Below are 19,192 nucleotides of genomic sequence, written 5' to 3' on the forward strand. Positions count from 1 at the left end.
GCGGTGCGGGTCCGCCTCAGCTTCCCTGTTCGTCCGCCGGCTCCCCGATCCGGGCGGACGGGTACATCCCCTGCCAGACCCGGTGACCGGGTGGAAAGCCCATGGCCGCAAGGGTGTTGATGAGCATTCCGTAGGCCAGGAAGACCGTCGTCTCGTTGTCGTCGGCCCCGAGCGGCAGATGCACGGTCTCCCACAGCCGCATCCAGCCGGCTCGCACGGCCTCACCGAACCGGTGGTCACCTTCCGCCTCGGCGGCGGCGACCGCGATGTACGTCTGCATCTGCATCAGAAGCCGCTCGGGCTGCTCCTGGATCAGCCGCGCATACGCCCGGGCCATGGCGTGCACGGCCTCCTCGCCCTGAAAGCCCTCACCCGCCTCCCCCAGGACCCGGCACACGTCGTCGACGCAGCGCAGCGAGGCCGCGACGAAGATCGCCTTCTTGCCCGGGAAGAGCCGGAAGAGATACGGCTGCGAGACCCCCACCCGCTTGGCGATCGCCTCGGTCGAGGTGCCGTAGTAGCCCCTCTGTGAAAACTCCGCGATCGCCGCACGAATGACGCCCTCGCGGCGCTCGTCCGCGCTCATCCTGACCATGCGGCTAAGTTAGTACTCAATCACTAACTAGGTCAAGCGGTGCCCCGCGCCATGGACCAGGCGCGCACCGACGGCTGAGGGGCGCCCTGCCTGCCGGGATCCGACGGGACCCGGCAGGACACCCCTTGCCTCGCCGTTGGCGCCGAGGCCGGCCGTGCGGGGCTCAGGCCAGCCGTACGAGCGCCCGGGACATGCCCAGCACCTTCTGGCCGCCGCTCGTGGCCGTCAGGTCCACCCGCACCGTGTTGTCGTCGAGCTTGGCCGCGACCTTGCCGCCGACCTCGATCACGGCGCCCTCGTCGTCGTTCGGGACGACGACGGGCTTGGTGAAGCGGACGCCGTACTCGACGACCGCGCCCGGGTCTCCGGTCCAGTCGGTGACCACCCGGATCGCCTCGGCCATGGTGAACATGCCGTGCGCGATGACGTCCGGCAGCCCCACTTCCTTGGCGAACTTCTCGTTCCAGTGGATCGGATTGAAGTCGCCGGAGGCGCCCGCATAGCGCACGAGCGTGGCGCGGGTCACCGGAAAGGTCTGCGCCGGCAGTTCGGTGCCGACCTCCACGTCGTCGTACGTGATCTTCGCCGTCATCCCTCAGCCCTCCTCGGCCGCGCGCGCCACCAGCTTGGTCCAGGCCGTCACGACGTGTTCGCCCGCCTCGTCGTGGACCTCACCCCGGATGTCCAGGATGTCGTTCCCGGCCAGCGACTTGATGGCCTCGATGGTCGAGGTGACCTGGAGCCGGTCGCCCGCGCGCACCGGGCGCGTGTAGACGAACCTCTGGTCGCCGTGCACCACCCTGCTGTAGTCGAGGCCGAGCTGCGGGTCCTCGATGACCTGCCCCGCTGCCCGGAAGGTGATCGAGAAGACGAAGGTCGGGGGCGCGATCACATCGGGGTGACCGAGCGCCTTGGCGGCCTCCTGGTCCCGGTACGCCGGATGGGTGTCCCCGACCGCCTCGGCGAACTCGCGGATCTTCTCCCGGCCCACCTCGTAGGGCTCGGTGGGCGGGTAGCTCCGTCCCACGAAGGACTGGTCGAGCGGCATGGCCCGGCACCTCCTGATGTCAGCTGTGATGGTCCACAAGGTAGCTGGATTCCAGCCGGTGGAAACGACGCGAGGCCGCCCCCCTGACTGCGGGGACGGCCTCGCGTACGAGCCTTGATGATCAGCGCGTCTCGCGGTGCGCGGTGTGCGCGTTGCAACGCGGGCAGTGCTTCTTCATCTCAAGTCGGTCCGGGTTGTTACGCCGGTTCTTCTTGGTGATGTAGTTCCGCTCCTTGCACTCCACGCAGGCCAGCGTGATCTTCGGGCGGACGTCGGTGGCAGCCACGTGAGTGCTCCTAAGACGAACGGATGGACTGGTTCAACGCAAGAAAGAGTAGCCGATCGAAGGACCGACCCCGCAATCGGCTACTGTCAGTAGCGGTGACCGGACTTGAACCGGTGACACAGCGATTATGAGCCGCTTGCTCTACCGACTGAGCTACACCGCTTTGATGAGATCAGGACCCGCCTTACGACGGGAACCTCTCACACCAGAGCCCCAAAACGGAATCGAACCGTTGACCTTCTCCTTACCATGGAGACGCTCTGCCGACTGAGCTATTGGGGCGAGCGATGAAGACATTACACGCTCGGCAGCCGTTCACCCAAATCCGTTTCGTACCCCATGCCCAGGCGTCGATCGCCCGTGTCCAGGCGGCCTCGCGAGCCCCTTTGAAGGGCTGTGCACGCGCGCGTGGCGGTTGCGGTGACGCCCCTCCATGCCACGCGGTCGGCGTGGGCGAGATCCCCGAAGACCTCCGTGGCCCGGCCGGAGCCGCGGCCGTCGAAGGCGAGGAACCGGCGGGTGGGAGCGGCTGTCGCGCGGTCCGCGGCGGCGCGGCGGTGGTCGCCGTGAGCGGCGGCCATGCGGGCGGCCTGCGCGGCGTTGGCCCGGTTCGCCGCGTACGCCTCGGACAGCGTCCGTGCCGTGGGCGGGGCGAGCGAGACGGGGGCCGGTGCGGGGACCTCCGGTCGGGCGGCGGCGGAGAGCGGGACCACCACGGCGGCGGTGATCAGCGCGGCGAGCAGGGCGCTCGGGACCACGCGCGCGTAGCGCTCCGGACGGGCCACGCCGGTACGACTATTGCCCTCCTCCCCGCCCTGTGCGGCCCGTCACCCTAGGCTCGACTCACTCTGCGTGATCATGAGTTCCCCTCGGTCTCGCACCCATCCCGGAAGCCCCACGCCCCGAAGAGCCGCAAGCCCCCATCCCTTGGACCCCGATGCCCGACAGCCGGCCGCAGCCACCCCCACCGTCGTCGAACCCCCAAGGCTCCCCGGGCCGGTCCGACGGGACCCTCGTGCTGTGCGGGGCGCGGCTCACCGACGGCCGCACCGTGGACGTGCGGCTGGACGGCGGGCGCATCGAGGCGGTCGGCACGGCCGGCAGCCTGGCACCGGGACCGGCCCGCTCCGGCTCCCGCGTCGACCTCAGCGGCTACCTGCTCCTTCCGGCCCCGGTGGAAGCGCACGCCCACGCCGACACCGCGCTCTCCGCCGACCGCGGCGGACCCGTCCCGTACGACGCGGAGGACGTCCAGCGCCGGGCGACGGAGGCCGCCCTGCTGCACCTCGCACACGGGGCGACGGCACTGCGCGCGCACGTGCGCGTGGGCGACGTCCAGGGGCTCGGCCCTCTCGACGCCGTCCTCCAGGCGCGGCGTTCACTGCGCGGGCTCGCGGAACTGACCACGGTGGCCGTGCCGCGGCTGCTGACCGGGGCGGCCGGCGCCGACGGGCTGGCGATACTGCGCGACGCGCTGAAAATGGGCGCCTCCGTGGTGGGCGGCTGCCCCGACCTGGACCCCGATCCGACGGGCTATGTCGAGGCGGTCCTGGAGGTGGCCTCCGAGCACGGCTGCCCCGTCGACCTGCACACGGACGCCGCCGACCCGGCCCGGCTCGCCCGGCTCGCGGCGATGGCGGGCGGGCTGCGGCCCGGCGTGACCCTCGGTCCGTGCGGTGGCCTGTCCCGGCTGCCGGCCGAGTCGGCCGCCCGCGTCGCGGACCGGCTGGCGGCGGCCGGGGTGGCCGTGGTGTGCCTGCCGCAGGGCGGCTGCGGCGGCGTCGAGCGGCGGGGTACGGCTCCGGTACGGCTGCTGCGTGCCGCCGGAGTGCGGGTGGCGGCGGGGAGCGGTGCCCTGCGGGACACGTCCAACCCGGTCGGCCGCGGCGACCCCCTGGAGGCCGCCTATCTGCTGGCCTCGGGCCACGGGCTGCGCCCGGAGGAGGCGTACGGCGCCGTGAGCGTCACGGCCCGCGCCGTCCTCGGCCTTCCCGAGGTCCGTGTGGAGGCCGGCTTCCCCGCCGAACTGCTCGCCGTACGCGGTCAGCATCTGGCCGGCGCGCTCTCCCTCGCGTACAGCCGGATCGTGGTGCACCGGGGGCGCGTCGTGGCCCGCACCAGCGCGGTTCGCGAGTACTGCGACTCGGCGGTCGCCGCGGAACTGGGGCTGCCGCGCCAGGGCCGGGGCGAGGTGTCGTGAGGGGGCCTCGGGGCCGGAAAGCGGGCCCCGGGGACTGGAGGGCGGAAGGGGTGGGGACGGAAGGGGTTGAGGACGGAGGGGCTGGGCCAGGGGGTGTGGGCCGGGAGAGGGCGGGCCGGGGCGGCGCCGGCTGGTAGCTGGTCGGGGAAGCCGGCCGGTAGCTGCTCGGGGAATCGGGTGGAGTGAGGTGAAGGGGAGCGCGCGATACGGGGTCGCGCGCGGGGCGCTCGCTGTGAGGAGACCGGCGGCCGACAAGGGGGTGCGCGCCGGGCCGGGAGCGGCCGGTGTGCGTGGCGCGGGAACGGGCCGAACTCATGCGGCGGATGCGGCCCTTCGGGCGTACGGTCGGAAACATGCGCATTGTCATTGCAGGTGGTCATGGTCAGATCGCGCTGCGGCTGGAGCGGCTCCTCTCGGCCCGCGGGGACGAGGTCGCGGGGATCATCCGCAAGGCCGAGCAGGAAGGCGATCTGCGGGAAGCCGGTGCCGAACCGATCGTCCTCGACCTGGAGTCGGCCTCGGTCGAGGAGGTCGCGGAGCGGTTGCGGGGCGCGGACGCCGCCGTTTTCGCGGCGGGCGCAGGACCGGGCAGCGGCACGGCCCGCAAGGAGACGGTGGACAAGGGAGCGGCGGTGCTGTTCGCGAGCGCGGCCGTGCAGGCGGGCGTGCGTCGCTTCCTGATCGTCTCCTCGATGGGCGCGGACCCGGCGCACGAGGGGGACGAGGTCTTCGACGCGTACCTGCGCGCCAAGGGCGCGGCCGACGCGTACGTGGCCGGCCTGGACGCACTGGACTGGACGATCCTGCGCCCCGGCAGACTGACGGACGACCGGGGCACCGGCGTGGTACGTCTGGAGGCGCACACCGGGCGCGGCTCTGTCCCGCGCGCCGACGTGGCCGCCGTACTCGCGGAGCTGGTGGAGAGCCCGGCGACGGCCGGTCTGACGCTGGAGCTGATCAGCGGGTCGACGCCGGTGTCGGTCGCGGTGAAGTCGGTGGCGGGGAACTGAGGCCGCCCGCGGCCCGTTGGACCCTTTGACCGGCAGGACCCGCAGGCCTCGCAGGGACCGGTCGGCGTCCTCCAGCGGAATCCATCAGAAGAGGGGCAACTGCCCGGGGAAGTCCGGTACGGCGTACCCGTCCAACGCCGGCTGGCTCGCGTCCAGTTGTGCCTGTAGCCGGGAGCCGGCGCACGAGACGAGTTCGCCGCTCTCGCGTGCGCCGGGCGGGTCGTGCCGCGCGAAGCGTCCCGCGACAACGGCGATGTCACGACGGCACACCGGGCAGGTTCTACGACGGGAGGCCATGGAGCCAGTGTCCTCCATGCCCACGCGAACCCGGCCGCCGCGCGCGGGCACCGCCGTGGCGAGCACGGGCACCCCAGGGGTCGGGGTCAGCCGGTGCGGTTCTCCGCGCTGACCATCCAGGCGTGCTTCTCCAGGGAGTCGATGATCGCGTGCAGCAGGTCGGCGGTGGAGGGGTCCTCGTTGTCGACCTGGTCGTGATAGGTGCGCACCGTCTCGACGGTGGCCCGCAGGCGCGCGGTGACAAGGTCCACGACGGCGCTCACGCTCACCTGCCCCTCCGGGAACGCGGGGAGGGTGGTGTTCGCCGCCACGGTGTCGGAGCGGCCGTCCGGCCAGTGGTCGAGAGCACGCATGCGTTCGGCGATGACGTCGGCCGACTCCCGGGCGTCGTCGACGATTTGGTCGAGTTGCAGGTGCAGGTCACGGAAGTTGTGGCCGACGACGTTCCAATGGGCCTGCTTCCCCTGGATATGCAGTTCGACGAGATCCGCCAGGATCTGTTGCAACGCCCGGGCCATCTGCGGTGAGGCCGTGAAGCCGCTGACATCGGCCTCCGAACGCCGGGAGCCCACAGAGGAAGCGGTCATGGCATGTCTCCTTTTGGCAGCAGTGCACAGCAACGCCCAGGAACGGATGGCCCGTCTCCCTACGTGATCAAGGCTACGTAGGTCCCCCACCACCGCCACCGCGCCTGATCCGCTCGGGCGACGTCCGAACCCGGTTGTCGATCCGCAACGACAACCCCCGGCGGAACACCGGGCCCGCCGGCACGGCCGAGCCCTTTATGATCTTCGTCACGACACCGAGCCCACTCCCTCCGCGACGGGAACGCGCACGAGCGCCGGGCCCTCCGCCCGACCGGTCCGGACGCGTTCCGCGACCACACGACGAAGGGCCCGTGACCTGTCGACTGACAGGTCACGGGCCCTTCGTTCCGTGTGGCGGCGCCAGGATTCGAACCTGGGAAGGCTGAGCCGGCAGATTTACAGTCTGCTCCCTTTGGCCGCTCGGGCACACCGCCGGGTTTTGCTGCCGGATGGGGTCCGCTTTTCGGCGGTGCCCCCTGGCAACGACGTAAACAATACCCGATGCCGAGGGGTGCTCCGCCACCCGTTTGATCGGCACCCGGCCCACGTCGGATGGCTAGGCTGGTGCGGATGCGGCCCGGTCTCGCACCGGGCTCGGCGGCTGCCTTCGCGCACGCCGGCACGCACCAGATACGCACCCCGATACAAGGAGCCACAGGACATGGCCGACTCCAGTTTCGACATCGTCTCGAAGGTCGAGCGGCAGGAGGTCGACAACGCCCTCAACCAGGCCGCCAAGGAAGTCTCGCAGCGCTACGACTTCAAGGGCGTGGGCGCCTCGATCGCCTGGTCCGGCGAGAAGATCCTGATGCAGGCGAACTCCGAGGAGCGGGTCAAGGCTGTCCTCGACGTCTTCCAGTCCAAGCTGATCAAGCGCGGCATCTCACTGAAGGCGCTGGAGACGGGCGAGCCCCAGCTCTCCGGCAAGGAGTACAAGATCTTCACGTCGGTCCAGGAGGGCATCTCCCAGGAGAACGCGAAGAAGGTTGCGAAGATCATCCGCGACGAGGGCCCGAGGGGCGTGAAGGCCCAGGTGCAGGGCGACGAGCTGCGCGTCAGCTCGAAGAGCCGTGACGACCTCCAGGCCGTGATCGCCCTCCTGAAGGGCCAGGACTTCGACTTCGCGCTGCAGTTCGTGAACTACCGGTAGTCCCGCCGGTCCGCGCCCCGCGCGGGTACGGGAACGGCGCAACCCCGAGGAAGGGTGGGCATCCGAGGCGGCCCACCCTTCTCGTCCGCCGGCGTCGATGCCGGCATCGATCAGTCGCGCGAGTTGCCGAACAGGATGCGGTAGAGGACCAGGAGCACCAGCGAGCCGCCGATCGCGGCCGCCCAGGTCGCCCCGTCGTAGAAGTCCTTGGTGATGGGGTGATCCAGCCAGCGGGCCGAGATCCAGCCGCCGATGAACGCGCCCGCGATGCCGATCAGGGTCGTGCCGATGAAGCCGCCGGGGTCGCGCCCCGGCAGCAGGATTTTGGCGATGGCGCCGGCCAACAGTCCCAGGATGATCCAACCGATGATGCTCATGCCGTGAACCTGCCCTCCCGCGCTGTGCTCGCACTGTCCAGCGCTGTGATCTCCGTCAACGCCGGCTGTGCCGCGCAGGCCGGACGGCCCGTGACCGGTGCCGTACGACCCGCGCGTGTTCGTGCCCTGTCGCTCCGGAAGACGCCACGACTGCCCTGGTCGGTTGCAGCCGGCCGTGGCGGCGGTTCGGCGGCGTCGGTCACCAGGTGGTGCCGGCCGGCTCTTCGATGGTGGTGTTGATGCGGTTGAAGAAGTTGGTGAGGCTGATCATCAGGATGATCGCGGAAAGCTGCTCCTCGTTGAAGTGGTCCGCGGCCTCGTCCCACACCTCGTCGGGTACGGCCTTGCCGGAGCGGTCGGCGATCCGGGTGGCGGCCTCGGTCAGGGCCAGGGCGGCACGCTCCTCCGCGGTGAAGAACGGAGCCTCGCGCCAAGCGGCCACGGAGTGAAGGCGTTCGTCACTCTCGCCGTGCTTCTTCGCGCCCGCCACGCCGGCGAACACGCAGGCGCTGCAGCCGTTGATCTGGCTGGCCCGCAGGTGGACCAGTTCCAGGAGCCGCGGGTCCACACCGCCCTGGTACATGGCCTTGTAGATGTTCTGGATGCCCTTCATGGCCTCCGGCAGGACCTGGGCGGGGTTCTTCATCCGGGCGGTGCTCGCGGCTGCGGTGTTCATCCGATGCTCTCCTGGTGATCCGTTAGCGTCTGTCACTGAACCGACGGATCGCGGCGCGGGGGTGTGACGGGATGAGCGGCAACTTTTCTCTGGCCGACCGTTTCGAGGCGGAGCGGCCCGGGCTGCGGGCGGTGGCCTATCGGATGCTGGGGTCGCTCGCCGAGGCGGAGGACGCCGTCCAGGAGACCTGGCTCAAGCTCAGCCGCACCGATGTCAGCGATGTGAAGAACCTGGGCGCCTGGCTCACCACGGTCGCCGGCCGGGTGTGCCTGGACATGCTGCGCTCGCGTACCTCCCGGCGCGAGGATCCGCTGCCCGAGCAGGACGGGCAGGTCCGGCTGCCGGACCCGGTGGTCACCCAACTCGACCGCGCCGATCCCGAGCGAGAGGTCCTGGTCGCGGACGCGGTGGGCATCGCCCTCATGGTGGTGCTGGAAACCCTCTCCCCGGCCGAACGACTCGCCTTCGTCCTGCACGACTTGTTCGACGTGCCCTTCGACGACATCGCCCCCGTGCTGGGCCGCACCGCGGTCTCCACCCGTCAGCTCGCCAGCCGTGCCCGCCGCCGTGTCCACGGCGCCGTCCCCTCGGCCGACACGGACAACGCCCGCAAGAGCGACGTCGTCAACGCCTTTCTGACCGCTTCCCGCAACGGCGACTTCGAGGCGCTACTGACCGTCCTCGACCCCGATGTGGTCGCGCGTTCCGACGGCGGCACGCTCGTCCCCGGCATCCTGCGGCGCGGCGCCACCGACGTGGCGTCCCAGGCCATCGCCTTCGCCCGTTTCGCGGCGGACGCGCGTCTGGTACTGGTCAACGGAACACCCGGCGTTGTCTCGTTCGCCGAAGGCCGACCGCTGTCCGTCATGTCCTTCACCATCCGAGACGGCCGCGTCACCGGGCTCGACGTCCTCACCGACCCTGACCGACTGACCACGCTGGGCCTGACCGCCTGACCGCCTGACCGCCTGGTCACGGCCTCCTGACACCTCCAGTCCTCCGGTTCTTCCCGGCCTCGCCGCCTGTCCTCCTGGTCTCTGACCTCCGTGCCTCTCTCCTACTGGCCGATGCCGGCCTCCATCAGGTCGCTCGTGCTGGTGGGGTGCCGGCGTCCACCGTGGCCGGGACTTCAGGGGGTGGGTGAGGGGGTTGTGCGGCTCCGGAAGTCGGCCCATGGTTCCAGGTCCATGCCGTCGTTGCTCTCCTCGTACCAGCCGGTGCCTTCGAGCCAGGCGTGCAGCCAGTCGGTGAGGCTGGGCGCGTCCACGTACCAGGCGTGGTCGGCCTCGTCGGCGTTCGGCTCGTAGAGCAGGACGGTCGCTTCGGGGGTGCGGCAGTCCACGCACGCGTACATCCCGCATCCCCAGTGGGATATCGGCAGGACGCCCTCGGGCCAGGGCCAGTCCGGGTCCTTGCGGCCCTCCTCTCGGTTGGTGAGGTACTGGGCGACCGCGGCCGGTTCGCCGGAGGGCGGGCTGTCGAGCAGGGGCAGCAGGCCGTACTCCGGGCCGAAGCCGCCGTCCGCTATACGGCTGTAGAGCGAGGCGAGCAGCGGCGGCAGGGCGAAGCCCAGGGCGGCCTCCGCACGGGCCGGCGCGGCCGGCTCGACGGGCTTGGGCAGCGAGGGCCAGCCCCACGGACGGGAGGTGCGGGCCTGCGCGGCCACCTGTGTCAGCAACTGCTCGATCTCGGTCATGGCTTCATGATGCAGGCCGCCTCTGACAAGCGGGCGGGCCTGTGGACAACCTCGAACCTGTGGAAAACCAGCGCCTGCGGCGGCGGTTGAGGGGCGGTCAGACCGGCCGGACATCGATGCCTTTCCCGGTCAGGAACCGCGCGGGCGGCGCGTCCGCCGTCGCGGTTCGCGACGCCGCGAACAGCTGGTCCGTGGGGCGCCCGCACGGCCCGTGGGAGCGGAGACACCGGCATCAGCTTGAAGTCGGCGGTGCCGAACCGGATCGCTTCCCTGCGCTCACAACTCTCCCACAAGGCCGCTGCGGTTACGGCTTCATACGTGAGCGCCGGATACTGGCTGGTGAGACCGCGTACGAGCGTCACTCCTGAAGGGGCAGCGATCATGAAACCGATCAACCTCGTCCTCAACGTCCTGTGGTTGATCTTCTGCGGGATCTGGATGGCCATCGCCTACGCCGTGGCCGCGCTGATCTGCTTCGTCCTCATCGTGACCATCCCCTTCGGCATCGCCTCGCTCCGGATCGCCGGCTTCGTGCTCTGGCCCTTCGGTCGCACTACGGTGCCGAAGCAGAACGCCGGGGCGCCCTCGTGCATCGGCAACGTGATCTGGATCGTCTTCGCGGGCTGGTGGCTCGCCCTCGGTCACCTGATCACGAGCATCCCGCTCTTCCTGTCGATCATCGGGATCCCCTTCGGCTGGGCGAACCTCAAGCTGATTCCGATCTCCCTCATGCCCCTGGGTCAGGAGGTCGTCCCGACCGATCAGGCCTTCGGCGGACGCTGACCTCGCTGCGCCACCGCGGACAGGAGCGAGGTCCGGGCCCAGTGTGTGTGGGCCCGTCGCAGGTCAGGAGCCGTCGTCCGGCGCCGTCGCCGTCTTGGAGACCGCGTCGTGCCAGGCGGCCTTCGCTCCGGAGTCGCCGATCCGGTAGACGTCCACCACCGCTCCCACCGCGACGGCCAGTGAAAGGACTCCCACGACGATCCGGACGGGCGGGGCCGACCAGCGCATACGGCCGGCTCGCCCAGGCTCGGCCGGGGCGCTCCTTGCCGCCCACCACACGACCGCGGCCAGCACGAACAGGCCCAGGACCCAGGGCAGCAGCCCATCACCCATCTCGGTGTGCCGCCGTACCAGCGCGTCGTTGTTCACGTGCCGTTCCAGCCACTCGCCGGCCTGTGTGGTCAATGGGACGCTGACCAGGGCGACCAGGGCCAGAAGCGGCAGCAGCGGGCCCAGCCGCCGAGCCGCGCTCGGCCACAGCGCGGCCGCCACCAAAGCCAGCGCGGTGAGCGGTACCAGCACGACGACCATGTGAACCAGCAGGACATGGGCGGGCAAGCCGTTGATCAGACCCATCGGGGCGCTCCTCAGCGTGGTGGGGCGCGCCAGCCTGGCACAGCAGTCTCTCAGTTTCCTCTGAGGCGGGACGAGGAGAAGGGACGCCGCTCAGGACGGGTCAGACGGTGTTCAGGACGGTCGTCAGCGGTTGCGGCCCGCCATCCTTTCGAGTCGGGCGATACGGTCGGCCATGGGCGGGTGCGTCGAGAACATCCTGGACAGTCCCTGACCCGGGCGGAACGGGTTCGCGATCATCATGTGGCTCGCGGTCTCGATCCTCGGCTCGGGCGGCAGGGGCAGTTGCTTGGTGCCGGCGTCGAGCTTGCGCAGGGCGTTGGCGAGGGCGACCGGGTCGCCGGTGAGCTGGGCTCCGGAGGCGTCCGCCTCGTACTCCCTGGATCTGCTGATGGCCAGTTGGATGAGGCTCGCGGCGAGCGGGCCCAGGATCATGATCAGCAGCATGCCCAGCAGGCCCGGGCCCTCGTCGTCGTTGGAACGGCCGATCGGGATCAGCCAGGCGAAGTTGACCAGGAACATGATCACCGAGGCGAGGGCGCCGGCGACCGACGAGATGAGGATGTCCCGGTTGTAGACGTGGCTCAGCTCGTGGCCGATGACGCCGCGCAACTCGCGCTCGTCCAGGATGCGCAGGATGCCTTCGGTGCAGCACACGGCGGCGTTGCGGGGGTTGCGGCCCGTCGCGAACGCGTTCGGCGCCTCCGTGGGTGAGATGTAGAGGCGGGGCATGGGCTGACGGGCCTGCGTGGACAGCTCGCGGACCATGCGGTAGAGGGCCGGGGCTTCGAACTCGCTCACCGGGCGGGCACGCATCGCGCGTAGCGCCAGCTTGTCGCTGTTCCAGTACGCGTAGGCGTTCGTGCCGAGAGCGATCAGCACCGCGACGATCAGGCCCGTACGGCCGAAGAAGCTGCCGATGACGATGATGAGTGCGGACAGTCCCCCGAGGAGTACTGCGGTCCTGAGCCCGTTGTGCCGGCGGTGCACGGTACGCCCTCCAAATCGTGCAGCAGGGGAACCCTTTGCTTGCTGGTGTGCTTGCTGATCTGCGAAGCCACTGGTGCCGTGGTGTCACGTCCAGTGGACCCTCCCGTAATGGTCAACGCCAGGCGAGGGCCACGAGTTCCCTTGTGAGGGCGGCGCCGCGGGTAGGCCGTCCGGGTGACGGCGCCCGCTGCGGTGGGCACGCGTGCGCGGTGCGGCTCGTCCGCGCGCGGGTGCGGGGTGCTCAGAACAGGCCGGTGCCGGCGAAGCGGAGGACGAGTTGGGGCGCCCCGGACAGGGCGATACCGAGGGCTCCGGTGAGGGCGATGGCTGCCGTCAGGGGGGCGGGGACCCGGTGCCGCGCGGGCTCCTGCTCGGGGGCACGGAACAGCAGCGCCGTCCACTGGAGGTAGTAGACGAGCGCGATGACCACGTTGACGGCCATGACGACGGCCAGCCAGCCGAGGCCCGCGTCGACGGCGGCCGAGAAGACGGTGACCTTCGCGAAGAGGCCGATGACGCCCGGCGGCAGCCCCGCGAGGCACAGCAGGAAGAAGGCCAGGAGCAGGGCGGTCATGGGGTTCGAGGCGTACAGGCCGCGGTAGTCGCTGACGCGGTTGAGCGCCCTCGTGCGGCCCACCAGGGCGGCGACGGCGAAGGCGCCGAGGTTCACGGCGGCGTACATGAGGGCGTAGGCGACCGTGGACCCGATCGATTTGCGGGCGTCCGCGGAGTATCCGGCGGCGGCGATGGGGACCAGGAGGTAACCGGCCTGGCCGACGGAGGACCAGGCGAGCAGCCGTACCGCGCTGTACGCACGCGTGGCTTGCTGGCGCAGGGCACCGACGTTGCCGACGGTCATGGTGAGGGCGGCCAGCGCGGCGAGGGCGGGGCCCCAGGCGTCGGCGTACGAGGGGAAGGCGACGACGGTGACGAGGATGAGGCCGGAGAAGCCGACGGCCTTGCCGACGACCGACAGATAGGCAGCGACGGGCAGGGGCGCTCCCACGTAGGTGTCGGGCACCCAGAAGTGGAAGGGCACGGCGGCGGTCTTGAAGGCGAAGCCGACCAGGGTGAGGACGACGCCGGTCTGGGCGAGCGTGTGGAGCTGTCCGTCGACGTGCTGGATGCGGTCGGCGATCCCGGTGAGGTAGAGGGTGCCCGTGGTGGCGTACACGAAGCTGATGCCCAGCAGGCTGACCGCGGTGGCGGTGACCGAGGACAGGAAGAACTTCAGGGCGGCCTCCGAGGACCTGCGGTCGCCGTGCCGGATGCCGACGAGGGCGAACGCGGGCAACGAGGCGACCTCCAGGGCCACGACGAGGGTGGCGAGGTCCCGGGAGGCGGGCAGCAGGGCGGCGCCCGCGGCGGAGGAGAGCAGCAGGAACCAGAACTCCCCTTCGGGGAGTCTCCTGCGTCCGTCCTTGAGTGCGGTCACCGACAGCAGGGCGGCCAGGAGGGCGCCGCCGAGGACGAGGAACTGGATGACGAGGGTGAACCGGTCGGCCGTGTAGCTGCACAGCCGCGGGTCGTCGGTCTGGCAGAAGGTGCTGCGGTCGGCGTCGAGGAGGGGCAGCAGCAGGAGGGCGGAGACGGCGAGGCCGGCCACCGCGCACCAGCCGAGTACGGCCTTCTTCGCGTCGGGCACGAACAGGTCGGCGACGAGAACGCCGAGGCCGACGACCGCCGCGACGGTGGGCGGGGCGATCGCGAGCCAGTCGACGGACTGGACCAGCGACTCGGCCAGGGGCTGGGCCGGGTGGCTCATCGGGTGCCTCCTGCGAGGAGTTGCTGCACGGCCGGGTCGGTCAGCCCGAGAAGTGCCTTCGGCCACAGTCCGGCCACGACGGTGAGGGCGACGAGCGGCGTCCAGGCCGCGAACTCGTATGTGTGGACGTCGGCGAGCTTCGGGGCCTGCTGCGGTACGGGGCCCATGCAGACGCGGCGGACCACGATGAGCAGGTACGCGGCCGTCAGCAGCGTGCCGAACGCGGCGATGGCCATGAACGTGAGGAACGCGGGACGGCTGAGGCCGGGCGCGGGACGGAACGCGCCGAACAGGGCCAGCATCTCGCCCCAGAACCCGGCCAGTCCGGGCAGGCCGAGGGAGGCGACCGCGGCGAAGGCCAGCAGGCCGCCGAGCCGCGGTGCCTTGCCGTACAGCGCGGCGCCGGCCGGAAGTTCACGCGGGGCGGCGGAGCCGTTCGACGAGGGGCGGCCGGACGACGGGAGGGAAAGGGCGTCGAGGTCGGTGCTGCCCGTGCGCTCCTTGACCGCGCCGACCAGGAAGAAGAGGAGGCCGGTGATCAGGCCGTGGGCGATGTTGGCGAACAGTGCGCCGTTGACGCCGGTCGGGGTCATCGTGGCGATGCCGAGCAGGACGAAGCCCATGTGGCCGACGGAGGAGTAGGCGATGAGCCGCTTGAGGTCTCCCTTCGCGCCCTGCTTGGCAAGGGCCAGGCAGGCCAAGGATCCGTAGATGATCCCGACGACGGCGAAGGCGGCGAGGTAGGGGGCGAAGGTGCGGAAGCCGTCGGGCGCCGCCGGCAGCAGAATCCGGACGAACCCATACGTACCCATCTTCAGCAGGACACCGGCCAGCAGGACCGAGCCGACGGTCGGCGCGGCGGTGTGGGCGTCCGGCAGCCAGCTGTGCAGCGGCCACATCGGCGTCTTGACCGCGAGCCCGACTCCCACCGCCAAAACGGCGATGACCTGCACGGATGTGGTCAGCGACCGGCCGTTGTCAGTGGCGAGTGCCATCATGTCGAACGTGCCCGCCTTGATTCCGATCAGGAGCAGGCCGAGCAGCATGACGACGGACCCGAGCAGCGTGAACAGGATGAACTTCCAGGCGGCCTGGGTCCGCCCCTCGCCGCCCCAGCGGGCGATGAGGAAGTACATCGGGATGAGCACCATCTCGAAGGCGAGGAAGAAGAGCAGCAGGTCGAGGACCGCGAAGGTGGCGAGAGTGCCGGACTCCAGCAGGAGCACCAGGGCGACAAACGCCTTCGGGGACGGACCCGCAGGCATCTTGAAGTAGGAGTAGAGCGCGCAGAGGAAGGTCAGCAGCGCGGTCAGGACCAGAAGGGGGAGAGAGATGCCGTCGACGCCGAGGTGGATCCGCACGTCGAGAGCGGGGATCCAGCTGATGTCGGTCGTGGCCTGCATCTTCGACGGATGGTCGTGGTCGAAGCCGAGCGCGAGGACGATCGTGGCGGCGAGGATGGCGCCGGTCACGGTCACGCCGTGGCGCAGCACGGCCTGCTCGGGCGACTTCCCCTTCAGCCCGGGCGGCGCGGGCAGCAGAGCCGCGGCGGCGCCGAGGAGCGGGCCGACGACGACGAACGCCAGAAGGAACTGCATCACGGACTCGTTGATATCGATCACGCCTGCTCACGCTCCCGTGGCGACGAGGAGGACGGCGACCGCCAGGACGACGGTGCCGGCGAGCAGCGCGCTCACATAGGTCTGTACGTTGCCGGTCTGGGCGCGCCGTACGGCGGCCCCGAGCAGCCGGGGCAGCGCCGCCGCGCCGCGTACGTAGGTGTCGACGACCTCGCGGTCGAGGAACCGGACAAGACTCGCTCCGGCCTGGACCGGTCGGACGAACAGCGCCGCGTACACGGCATCCAGGTGGAAGCCGGTGGCGGCGGGCCGGTGGAGCGGGCCGAGCAGCAGCCGTCCGGGGTCGGCCGGATCGGGGGCGTAGGCCACGTCGCCGTAGGCGGGCCGATGGCTGGCGATGGCCTCCGCCTCGACCAGTGCGGCGTCAGCCTCGGGATGGGCGGCGACCGCCCCCATCGGGGTGCGCGCGGCCAAGGCGGTGGTGCGCTGCCAGGCACCGTAGGTGACCAGCCCGCCCACCAGGGCGAGGCCCGTGCCGAGCACCGAGGTGGTGAGGGTCGGGGCCAGGCTGCCACCGCCGAACCAGTCGGGCAGCAGCCGGAACACGAAGCCGCCGAAGGCGAGTGACGGGATGGCGAGCACCCACAGCACGACGGTCATGGTGAGCGGCTGACGGCCGTGGTCCGGGGCCTCGGTTCCCCGGCCGCGGAAGGCGAGCAGCCACAGACGGGTCGCGTACGCGGCGGTGAGGAGGGCGGTCAGCAGTCCGGCGAGCAGGACGATCCAGCCCGCGCCGCCGGGGGCGTGCTCGGTGTGGCCGGTGGCGACGTGCTCCGCCGCGCCGAGGACGGACTCCTTGGAGAAGAAGCCGCTGAAGGGCGGGATCGCGGCGAGCGCGAGGAGCGCCACGGTCGTCGTCCAGTACGCGTCGGGGACGCGGTCACGCAGCCGGCTCATGCGGGACATGGCGGCCAGTGAGTTGGTGCCGGCGGCGTGGATGATCACGCCGGCGGCGAGGAACAGCAGCGCCTTGAAGGCGCCGTGGGACAGGAGGTGGAAGACGGCGGCACCGCGGTCGCCGACGGCCAGGGCGCCGGTCATATAGCCGAGTTGGCCGATCGTGGAGTAGGCGAGGACGCGTTTGATGTCGTCCTGGGCGAGCGCGGCGAGCGCCGAGCCGGCCATGGTGACGGCGGCCATGACGGCGAGGACGATCATCGCGGCCGTGGATGCCTGGAAGACGGGGAGGAGACGTGCGACGAAGTAGACACCGGCGGCGACCATCGTCGCGGCGTGGATCAGCGCGGAGACGGGCGTGGGGCCCGCCATCGCGTCGGGGAGCCAGGTGTGCAGCGGGAACTGCGCCGACTTGCCGGCCACGCCCGCGAGGAGCAGCAGGGCGATCACGGTCGGGTGGTCGAGTCCGCCGCTCGCCACGGCGTCGAGGACTCGGGTGATGCGGAAGGACCCGGCGTCGGTGGCGAGGGCGAACAGGCCGATCAGGAAAGGCACGTCACCGAGCTTGGTGACGAGGAATGCCTTGAGGGAGGCGGCGCGGGCCTCCGGGGTCTCCCAGTAGTGGCCGACCAGGAAGTAGGAGCAGATGCCCATGACTTCCCAGCCGACCAGCAGCACGATCAGGTCGCCGGAGTAGACGACCAGGAACATCGCGGAGGTGAACAGGGAGACGAGGGCGGCGTAGGAGGGATAGCGCGGGTCGTCGCGCAGATAGCCGGTCGAGTAGACCTGCACGCAGGTGGCGACGAAGCCGACCAGGAGGGCGACGAGGGCGGCGAAGCCGTCGATGTGCAGGGCGAGTTCGATCGGGACCGAGCCGGTGGGCGTCAGCTCGGTGGCGGAGTCGATGGCGTCGCCGCCGCCCTGCCGCACGGCGACCAGGAACGCCAGCAGCAGGGAGGCGAGGGTCGGCAGGACGGCGAGCGGACGGACGAAGCCGGGGGCCGTGCGGCCGAGCAGCAGCCCGGCCGCGGCGCCCAGGAACGGCAGGAGGGGGACGAGGACGGCGAGGGTGGTCGTGGTCACGCGGTGGCCTCAGCCTTCTCGGCGGCGGGGTCGCCGCGGTCGGGTCCGTCGCTCTCGTGGCCCTCGGCGGTGTCGCGGAGCCGGTCGATGTCGGAGGTGCCGCGGTTGCGGTAGACGGCGAGGACGATCGCCAGGCCGATACCGATCTCGGCGGCGGCGATGGCGATGGTGAACAGGGCCAGGGCCTGGCCGGAGTGCAGGGTCTCCGCGGCGGCCTTGCTGAGCCAGACGTCGAAGGCGACCAGGTTGAGGTTGACGGCGTTGAGCATCAGCTCGACCGACATCAGGACCAGGATCGCGTTGCGGCGGGCGAGGACGCCGTACAGGCCGGTGCAGAACAGGAGGGCGGAGAGCACGACGGGATAGGCGAGGTGCATCAGCGGACTCCTTCGGCTTCCTCGGCGGCGGCCCGGCCGCCGCGGGCGCCGGGGACCTGCGGGCCGGCCGCGTCCGCCTTCGCCTTGCGGGACAGGACGATCGCGCCGACCAGGGCGGCGAGGAGGAGGACGGACAGGGCCTCGAAGGGGAGGACCCAGTGCCGGAAGAGGCTTTCGCCGGTGACCTTCGTCGTTCCGGCGGCGGCACCGTCCAGGTCGATCCAGGTGGAGCGGAAGGCATCGATGACCACCCAGACCAGGGCGGCCGCGGCGGCGACGGCCACGGTCAGGGCGGCCCAGCGGTTGCCGGAGTCCGCGTCCGGGGAGCGGCCGATGGGGGCCTTGGTGAGCATCAGACCGAACAGGAGGAGGACGACGACGGAACCGACGTAGATGAGGACCTGCACCCAGGCGATGAACTCGGCGGTGAGCAGGAGGTATTCGACGGCGAGGCCGCCGAGGGTGACCACCAGCCACAGGGCGGCGTGCACCAGTTGCCGGGTGGTGACGGTCACGAGCGCGGCGCCGAAGGTGACCAGGCCGACGAGGAGGAAGGCGATCTCGACACCCGTCGGGGACAGGAAGCCATGGGTCGGGGCGGCGAGGCTCATGTGTCCCCCTCCTGGGGCTCGGCCTGGGCGGCGGCCAGCTTCTCGGCGGTCTTGCGGGCGGCGGCGATCTCCTTGGGTTCCTCCGCGCCGGCGTCGAGGGCGGGCGGGGCCGGGACGGTCCACATCCACTCGCGGAGCTTGTCGCGTTCGTGGGTGAGTTCGCGGATGTCGGTCTCGGCGTACTCGAACTCCGGGGACCAGAACAGCGCGTCGAAGGGGCAGACCTCGATGCAGATACCGCAGTACATGCACAGGGAGAAGTCGATGGCGAAGCGGTCGAGGACGTTGCGGCTGCGGTCGCGTCCGCCGGGGGTGGCGGCCGGGATCGTCTCCTTGTGGGAGTCGATGTAGATGCACCAGTCGGGGCACTCGCGGGCGCACAGCATGCAGACCGTGCAGTTCTCCTCGAACAGGCCGATGACACCGCGGGTGCGGGGCGGCAGATCGGGCTGGACGTCGGGGTACTGCTCGGTGACGGTCTTCTTCGTCATCGTGCGCAGGGTGACGGCCAGGCCCTTGGCGAGGCCGCTGCCGGGGATGGGGGCCAT

At 70.8% G+C, this 19,192-nt stretch carries 23 protein-coding genes and 3 tRNA genes; 5 read left to right on the forward strand and 21 right to left on the reverse strand.

Features of this window, described 5'->3' with window-relative positions:
• Positions 1-16 precede the first annotated feature (16 nt).
• From ACIRFL_RS17715 to ACIRFL_RS17745, 7 genes are all read right to left on the reverse strand, one after another.
• Positions 17-595: a TetR/AcrR family transcriptional regulator gene (locus tag ACIRFL_RS17715; RefSeq protein ID WP_404029299.1), complete on the reverse strand. Its 579-nt coding sequence runs from the start codon at positions 593-595 to the stop codon at positions 17-19.
• Positions 596-758: 163 nt separating this feature from the next.
• Positions 759-1,187 (reverse strand): MaoC family dehydratase, encoded by a 429-nt coding sequence (locus ACIRFL_RS17720; protein ID WP_404029300.1) that lies wholly within the window; start codon positions 1,185-1,187, stop codon positions 759-761.
• Between the two features lie 3 nt (positions 1,188-1,190).
• Positions 1,191-1,643, reverse strand: coding sequence for a MaoC family dehydratase N-terminal domain-containing protein (locus ACIRFL_RS17725; RefSeq protein ID WP_404029302.1), 453 nt, complete (start codon positions 1,641-1,643; stop codon positions 1,191-1,193).
• 121 nt (positions 1,644-1,764) lie between these two features.
• Positions 1,765-1,929: a 50S ribosomal protein L33 gene (rpmG, locus tag ACIRFL_RS17730; RefSeq protein WP_003948671.1), complete on the reverse strand. Its 165-nt coding sequence runs from the start codon at positions 1,927-1,929 to the stop codon at positions 1,765-1,767.
• A 90-nt stretch (positions 1,930-2,019) separates the two neighbouring features.
• A tRNA-Met gene (locus tag ACIRFL_RS17735) sits at positions 2,020-2,092 on the reverse strand.
• A gap of 46 nt (positions 2,093-2,138) precedes the next feature.
• Positions 2,139-2,211: transfer RNA gene (locus ACIRFL_RS17740), tRNA-Thr, on the reverse strand.
• A 14-nt stretch (positions 2,212-2,225) separates the two neighbouring features.
• A complete protein-coding gene (locus ACIRFL_RS17745) occupies positions 2,226-2,714 on the reverse strand; it encodes a hypothetical protein (RefSeq protein ID WP_404029304.1) in 489 nt (162 codons plus the stop codon).
• 152 nt (positions 2,715-2,866) lie between these two features.
• Between ACIRFL_RS17745 and ACIRFL_RS17750 the strand changes: the two genes are divergently transcribed.
• Positions 2,867-4,129, forward strand: a complete 1,263-nt coding sequence (locus ACIRFL_RS17750) for an amidohydrolase family protein (protein ID WP_404029305.1) — start codon at positions 2,867-2,869, stop codon at positions 4,127-4,129.
• A 353-nt stretch (positions 4,130-4,482) separates the two neighbouring features.
• Positions 4,483-5,139 (forward strand): SDR family oxidoreductase, encoded by a 657-nt coding sequence (locus ACIRFL_RS17755; RefSeq protein WP_404029307.1) that lies wholly within the window; start codon positions 4,483-4,485, stop codon positions 5,137-5,139.
• Between the two features lie 84 nt (positions 5,140-5,223).
• Here ACIRFL_RS17755 and ACIRFL_RS17760 read toward each other — a convergent pair whose 3' ends face one another.
• The 3 genes from ACIRFL_RS17760 to ACIRFL_RS17770 all read right to left on the reverse strand — a co-directional run bounded on the left by ACIRFL_RS17760 (position 5,224) and on the right by ACIRFL_RS17770 (position 6,457).
• On the reverse strand, positions 5,224-5,436 hold the full coding sequence (locus ACIRFL_RS17760; RefSeq protein ID WP_404029308.1) for a hypothetical protein: 213 nt from the start codon (positions 5,434-5,436) through the stop codon (positions 5,224-5,226).
• Positions 5,437-5,522: 86 nt separating this feature from the next.
• The gene (locus tag ACIRFL_RS17765) at positions 5,523-6,023 is read right to left on the reverse strand and encodes a Dps family protein (RefSeq protein ID WP_404029310.1); all 501 of its coding nucleotides are present in this window, start codon (positions 6,021-6,023) and stop codon (positions 5,523-5,525) included.
• A 352-nt stretch (positions 6,024-6,375) separates the two neighbouring features.
• A tRNA-Tyr gene (locus tag ACIRFL_RS17770) sits at positions 6,376-6,457 on the reverse strand.
• A 227-nt stretch (positions 6,458-6,684) separates the two neighbouring features.
• On the opposite strand from ACIRFL_RS17770, the gene ACIRFL_RS17775 reads away from it, so the two are divergent.
• Complete coding sequence (locus ACIRFL_RS17775) at positions 6,685-7,173, forward strand: YajQ family cyclic di-GMP-binding protein (RefSeq protein ID WP_404029312.1); 489 nt, start codon at positions 6,685-6,687, stop codon at positions 7,171-7,173.
• A gap of 110 nt (positions 7,174-7,283) precedes the next feature.
• Here the strand turns inward: ACIRFL_RS17775 and ACIRFL_RS17780 are convergent, their stop codons facing one another.
• A complete protein-coding gene (locus ACIRFL_RS17780) occupies positions 7,284-7,550 on the reverse strand; it encodes a GlsB/YeaQ/YmgE family stress response membrane protein (RefSeq protein ID WP_404029314.1) in 267 nt (88 codons plus the stop codon).
• 199 nt (positions 7,551-7,749) lie between these two features.
• Positions 7,750-8,226: a carboxymuconolactone decarboxylase family protein gene (locus ACIRFL_RS17785; RefSeq protein ID WP_404029316.1), complete on the reverse strand. Its 477-nt coding sequence runs from the start codon at positions 8,224-8,226 to the stop codon at positions 7,750-7,752.
• A 71-nt stretch (positions 8,227-8,297) separates the two neighbouring features.
• Here ACIRFL_RS17785 and ACIRFL_RS17790 point away from each other — a divergent pair, with 71 nt between their 5' ends.
• Positions 8,298-9,182: a sigma-70 family RNA polymerase sigma factor gene (locus ACIRFL_RS17790; protein WP_404029318.1), complete on the forward strand. Its 885-nt coding sequence runs from the start codon at positions 8,298-8,300 to the stop codon at positions 9,180-9,182.
• 173 nt (positions 9,183-9,355) lie between these two features.
• On the opposite strand, the gene ACIRFL_RS17795 is transcribed toward ACIRFL_RS17790, so the two are convergent.
• Positions 9,356-9,922 carry an SMI1/KNR4 family protein gene (locus tag ACIRFL_RS17795; protein WP_404029320.1) on the reverse strand — a complete coding sequence of 189 codons (567 nt, stop codon included), beginning with the start codon at positions 9,920-9,922 and terminating at the stop codon, positions 9,356-9,358.
• A gap of 381 nt (positions 9,923-10,303) precedes the next feature.
• On the opposite strand from ACIRFL_RS17795, the gene ACIRFL_RS17800 reads away from it, so the two are divergent.
• Positions 10,304-10,705, forward strand: a complete 402-nt coding sequence (locus ACIRFL_RS17800) for a YccF domain-containing protein (RefSeq protein WP_388716420.1) — start codon at positions 10,304-10,306, stop codon at positions 10,703-10,705.
• 63 nt (positions 10,706-10,768) lie between these two features.
• Here ACIRFL_RS17800 and ACIRFL_RS17805 read toward each other — a convergent pair whose 3' ends face one another.
• From ACIRFL_RS17805 to ACIRFL_RS17840, 8 genes are all read right to left on the reverse strand, one after another.
• On the reverse strand, positions 10,769-11,281 hold the full coding sequence (locus ACIRFL_RS17805) for a DUF2231 domain-containing protein (RefSeq protein WP_404029322.1): 513 nt from the start codon (positions 11,279-11,281) through the stop codon (positions 10,769-10,771).
• A gap of 123 nt (positions 11,282-11,404) precedes the next feature.
• On the reverse strand, positions 11,405-12,268 hold the full coding sequence (gene htpX, locus ACIRFL_RS17810; protein WP_404029324.1) for a zinc metalloprotease HtpX: 864 nt from the start codon (positions 12,266-12,268) through the stop codon (positions 11,405-11,407).
• Positions 12,269-12,509: 241 nt separating this feature from the next.
• A complete protein-coding gene (locus ACIRFL_RS17815; RefSeq protein ID WP_404029326.1) occupies positions 12,510-14,033 on the reverse strand; it encodes an NADH-quinone oxidoreductase subunit N in 1,524 nt (507 codons plus the stop codon).
• Entirely contained in the window at positions 14,030-15,655 is a 1,626-nt protein-coding gene (locus ACIRFL_RS17820; RefSeq protein ID WP_404029328.1) for a NuoM family protein, read from the reverse strand. Before ACIRFL_RS17820 ends, ACIRFL_RS17815 begins: the two co-directional genes overlap by 4 nt.
• 6 nt (positions 15,656-15,661) lie before the next feature.
• A complete protein-coding gene (locus ACIRFL_RS17825; protein ID WP_404029330.1) occupies positions 15,662-17,656 on the reverse strand; it encodes an NADH-quinone oxidoreductase subunit L in 1,995 nt (664 codons plus the stop codon).
• Entirely contained in the window at positions 17,653-18,033 is a 381-nt protein-coding gene (gene nuoK / locus ACIRFL_RS17830) for an NADH-quinone oxidoreductase subunit NuoK (protein ID WP_404029332.1), read from the reverse strand. The genes ACIRFL_RS17825 and nuoK overlap by 4 nt, the downstream gene beginning before the upstream one ends.
• Complete coding sequence (locus ACIRFL_RS17835) at positions 18,033-18,644, reverse strand: NADH-quinone oxidoreductase subunit J (protein WP_404029334.1); 612 nt, start codon at positions 18,642-18,644, stop codon at positions 18,033-18,035. Before ACIRFL_RS17835 ends, nuoK begins: the two co-directional genes overlap by 1 nt.
• Positions 18,641-19,192 carry an NADH-quinone oxidoreductase subunit I gene (locus tag ACIRFL_RS17840; protein ID WP_351735809.1) on the reverse strand — a complete coding sequence of 184 codons (552 nt, stop codon included), beginning with the start codon at positions 19,190-19,192 and terminating at the stop codon, positions 18,641-18,643. The genes ACIRFL_RS17835 and ACIRFL_RS17840 overlap by 4 nt, the downstream gene beginning before the upstream one ends.

Source organism: Streptomyces sp. NPDC102462, from assembly GCF_044765425.1.
GTDB lineage: Bacteria > Actinomycetota > Actinomycetes > Streptomycetales > Streptomycetaceae > Streptomyces.